Raw genomic sequence first — 4,255 nt, forward strand, 5'->3', positions numbered from 1 at the left:
GAACCGCACGGCGATGGCGCATCAACCGCTTCGCTATGCAGGGCAGTACGCTGACGGTGAAACGGGGCTGCATTATAACCTGTTCCGCTACTACGACCCGCAGGTCGGGCGGTTTATTGTGCAGGATCCGATTGGGTTGAATGGCGGGTGGAACCTTTATCAGTATGCGCCGAATCCGTTGTTATGGATTGATCCCCTTGGATTAACGGCCCTAGATACTACAGGATATAACGTTTATGGATTATTTGATCCGGGAGCAACAAAACCTTATTACGTTGGTATAACTGATGATCTTCTCAGGAGAGCGGGAGAACATAGGGATTCTGGGCGATTAACTCCGGGTGCTCAGTTGCTTCCTTTAGATGAGAATGTGACCTATGCACAAGCTAGAGGTTACGAACAATATTATATAGAGGAATATAAAACTCGTACCGGAACTATAGGTGAAGATATTTCAGCGACTAATCGCGGGAATAAATACAATTCATTTGACCATAGACGAACTGACGTAAGAGGACAGACTTTTGAAGCAGAATACAGCATCAAGAAAAATGGTTCAGGCGGAAAAGGAAAGAGGTGCGGATGAGTAATTTTAAATTTTGGGCATGGGAGAAAAAACCAAGAACCATGCTTCGCTATGTTAAGCCTGGCGATATATTTTGCTTCAAGGTTGATGGAGAGATGTATCGTTTTGGTCGTATTATGTCATTAATGTCGGTAGGGCATGTGGCTGAAATTTTTGATATTTTATCTGATGTACCTAAAGTAACCGAGGGTGAAATTGAGAATGCTAAAAGAATCATTTCGCCATTGATTATAGATACCTATTCTCTACTGGATAAGAAAATTGAGCCAGAAAGTGACTGGAGAATAATTGGACATCAGGACAATTATTCCCCAGATAATGTTGATGATGTTTATTTTGCATTCGGTATTGGTGATTCTTGCAAAAAGAAAGATTTTTACGGGAATGTTTTTCCAATCGACGAAAAAGAATGGAATAATCTTCCAAAACTTTCACCTAAAAGTGATTTTGATATAAAGAATTTACTAAGAAAAATTTAGGTTTGAAACCGGGAGGTAAAATCTCCCGGTTGGTTTATGATTAAAAACCTCGAGGTGCTAAAAAATAAAAGAATGGACAAAATGCAAATTTTTATTGGCCTTTAATAGCATTGAACGCATTCTTGCGTAACAATCCATACCAGATGCGGGTCGATCTTCATTACCCGGGAAGACCTCATAACGCATTCCTCATAGATACCAGAACATTAGTATCAGGAACACTTACTTCAAATTGTTATATAAGAAAATGCCAAGAATTTTGGAGTCAATAGTCTTATATGCATCAGGTTCCTTAAGTAAAAGCAAGTTATATACAATAAAAGAAGTGGGACAGTTACCGAAAATAGATGACATCTTGATTAAAGCATTTCCTGAACATATGAATTATAAAGGAGATACAATAATACATCATCATGTCGATTTTGGACCATATACTATGCCTGTACTTGGAAGTACTCATGTTGGCAGTGGCGGTGTTTGGTATACGAAATGAGGGTAATAGTTATGTTGCTAACAATAAATGAAATTAAAGTTAAGTTGAATGAGAAGTTCTCTCCTTTTAATGGAGAGATGGATGATTTGATTTTGGAAAAAAGAATGGTGCCTGTAAATAATATCAAGCATTCTGAGGAAAGACTTGGTGTAAATTTCCCAAAGGATTTTATTGAGTTTGTCAATAATTATGATATTGATAACTTCTCTTTGGGGAATATATCTTTCGGCCATGGTGATGATTATTTGGAGAAAATAGTCAGGATTAACAATGATGAGTTTAACCATTGGTGGATTGGCGAGCATAGACCAGATGATGTGATATGTATTGCAATATCAGACCCTTATACTATCTTACTTAATACTCATGGTGGCAAAGTTTATGCTATTACAAGTGAACAAACTATGGATGAATGGGAATCGATAGCTGATACTTTTGAACTATTTATCAGAGGTGTTGGTTCGCATTTCTTAAAAGCATGCCCGCTAACGGAAATTATCAATTCAACAGGGGCAAATGATATTTCTTTCTGGAATGGTATATAGTGTATTTTTACGGGGAGTATCTCTTGGATATTTCCCAATTTTTATTTATGAACAGCCTTCTAGTAATAAAAGTTATGTGGAATGAAAATTGATTCCCAAATTAGTTATTTTGATAGACGTTCAGGCTCGATTAAGTGCTGTTCATATCTATATTGGAACGCATGCTATGTTGATAAAAAAATTGGTTACAATATTAGCATCACCTGTCGCCCCTTCGGATTCGGGAAAGGGAATGAAATGGCCACTGATTGAGGATGGTTTACCTTTCCCCTCTGATTATATTGAGTTTATAAATGAATATGGTTCAGGTCGTATCGCGGACTTTATTATTATTTTTAATCCCTTTAGTAAAAATGAAGATGTCAACTTTTTTGAACAGTATAAATTTATTTTGGAAGGCCTTACTTATCTGATTGAATCAAATAAGGATTATTATAATTATCAACTGTATCCCAAGGATAATGGGTTTATTCCGTTAGGAGTTACTGACAATGGTGATTATCTATTCTGGGTCGCAAATTCTAGAGATAATAGTGAGTTATGGACTGTTGCTATCATCGCAGCAAGATCACCAGAAGTTGAGTATTTTGATGGTGGGTTAACTGATTTTCTTGAGAGGTTATTAAGAAATTAAATTAGATGTAAATCATTCCCTGATGATTTTCCCCCACCTGTTATCAAGTTCGAAAGCATTTGAAATAAGAAGTCGGGATAGCTTTCCCGACTTTATTACTACAATAAATTATGTATGTAAAAATTAATTGTAGTTTGATTTTTTTGAGGTGGATTATCTAACATCAAGGAGTTATATACTAAGGATAGCTTATGCCTATTTCATGCGGTAAACCCAAAACAAAAGATGAACTTAGAATTTTGGAGGTAAAATTTAAAGTCGTTTTGCCCGAAGATTATAAAGAATTCCTCAGGATGCAGAATGGTTTTGTTGTAAAATCTCCAGATTTTTGTGAGCTGGAGTGCGAAGGTCTCGATGAAGGGGTTATCGCTTTTCATGCTCTTTTTGGAATGAATATGAAAAACCCTAATCACGATATTTTTCGTCAAAATGAGACTTTTTTAAATGAACTTGATTTTATTGATGATAAATTAATCATTGGCGATGATCCTGGAGGTAATTTTTATCTTATATTAAATGGCAGTAAAAGCCAGGGTGTTTATTATTGGGATAGAACACATCTGCATGCAGAGGATGATATCCAAGAGTTTGAGATCGCTGAGCAAAATGAGTGCGGCAATATTTATAAAATTACTAATAGCTTTACTGAATTTTACAAGAGAATTTGTGAGGGTTCCCTTGATTCAGAAATGAATGTAACTGTTGATTTATGATATTTCAAAAATAAGCCATATTAAGAATATGACTATGGCTTATTTTTAAATTTAAAGGTTATGGAATGGATAAATAGTAAAATAAGAGTGTCACGTATGTTTGCATTTAAATCTTCATATTAAAGTCGACAGTGTTGTTAGGTTTAGAATATTTAATAGGCACGTTATAAAATAAATCATTCAACTTTCTATAATGATAAATTCTACATATTTATTATCAGTGATGATACTAATAATATGAATGAAATATTGATGATAATCTCAATCTCGTCGTTTCTGGCTACTAGATCTTGGAGTGTGAAAAAGGACTCTGTGCATATCTGGCTCAGGCTTCGATTTTACGGTTGGAATAGATGATACCTATATAGTCGACCATACAACAGTACTATGTGTAAGTAAGTTTCTGTGTTTAACCTGCTGTTTAAAAAGTAAAATAGTTATCGTGCAGATAGCTTAATTGATCAGGGTATGGCGGTAGCATGATTGTTTCATGCAAACCGCCATTTCCGCGACCCGAGCGGCCAGATTACCAGCATTTGCCGTACGCCAACCGCCGAAGGCGTTGCCCTGGGTATCGAAAGCGATGAAATTGCTTACCGCCTTGATGCCGCCGGGCGCGTGCTGAGCGAATCCGGCATTAACGGCGCGGTGGGCTATGAATGGGATGCCCTGAGCAACCTGACCGGCCTGACGCTGCCCGGTGAGCAAAAGCTGGCCTGGCTGCACTATGGCTCCGGCCATGTCAGCGCCATCCGCTTCGGGCAGCAGCTGGTGACCGAGTTCACCCGCGACCGCCTGCACCGCG

The 4,255-nt window shown here is 37.4% G+C and carries 6 protein-coding genes and 1 pseudogene; all 7 read left to right on the forward strand.

The window, feature by feature from the left end:
• The coding region (locus AC2FAK_RS22840) for an RHS repeat-associated core domain-containing protein (RefSeq protein ID WP_485453331.1) at positions 1-586 on the forward strand (586 nt) is incomplete at its 5' end.
• A complete protein-coding gene (locus AC2FAK_RS22845) occupies positions 583-1,065 on the forward strand; it encodes an immunity 26/phosphotriesterase HocA family protein (protein WP_094085190.1) in 483 nt (160 codons plus the stop codon). The genes AC2FAK_RS22840 and AC2FAK_RS22845, both read left to right, overlap by 4 nt.
• A 247-nt stretch (positions 1,066-1,312) precedes the next feature.
• On the forward strand, positions 1,313-1,558 hold the full coding sequence (locus AC2FAK_RS22850; protein WP_240514619.1) for a hydrolase: 246 nt from the start codon (positions 1,313-1,315) through the stop codon (positions 1,556-1,558).
• An 11-nt stretch (positions 1,559-1,569) separates the two neighbouring features.
• Positions 1,570-2,103 (forward strand): SMI1/KNR4 family protein, encoded by a 534-nt coding sequence (locus AC2FAK_RS22855; protein WP_094085191.1) that lies wholly within the window; start codon positions 1,570-1,572, stop codon positions 2,101-2,103.
• Positions 2,104-2,335: 232 nt separating this feature from the next.
• Entirely contained in the window at positions 2,336-2,737 is a 402-nt protein-coding gene (locus AC2FAK_RS22860; protein WP_240514618.1) for an SMI1/KNR4 family protein, read from the forward strand.
• 191 nt (positions 2,738-2,928) lie between these two features.
• Positions 2,929-3,450, forward strand: coding sequence for an SMI1/KNR4 family protein (locus AC2FAK_RS22865; RefSeq protein WP_094085192.1), 522 nt, complete (start codon positions 2,929-2,931; stop codon positions 3,448-3,450).
• 498 nt (positions 3,451-3,948) lie between these two features.
• Positions 3,949-4,255: pseudogene (locus AC2FAK_RS22870) on the forward strand (hypothetical protein); the annotation flags it as partial.

The organism is Enterobacter cloacae complex sp. 394F7 (assembly GCF_057320385.1).

Bases quoted from the DNA above. Each gene is read 5' to 3' on its own strand.
- AC2FAK_RS22845 (WP_094085190.1), top strand. From the start codon at position 583: ATGAGTAATTTTAAATTTTGGGCATGGGAGAAAAAACCAAGAACCATG.
- AC2FAK_RS22850 (WP_240514619.1), top strand. From the start codon at position 1,313: ATGCCAAGAATTTTGGAGTCAATAGTCTTATATGCATCAGGTTCCTTA.
- AC2FAK_RS22855 (WP_094085191.1), top strand. From the start codon at position 1,570: ATGTTGCTAACAATAAATGAAATTAAAGTTAAGTTGAATGAGAAGTTC.
- AC2FAK_RS22860 (WP_240514618.1), top strand. From the start codon at position 2,336: ATGAAATGGCCACTGATTGAGGATGGTTTACCTTTCCCCTCTGATTAT.
- AC2FAK_RS22865 (WP_094085192.1), top strand. From the start codon at position 2,929: ATGCCTATTTCATGCGGTAAACCCAAAACAAAAGATGAACTTAGAATT.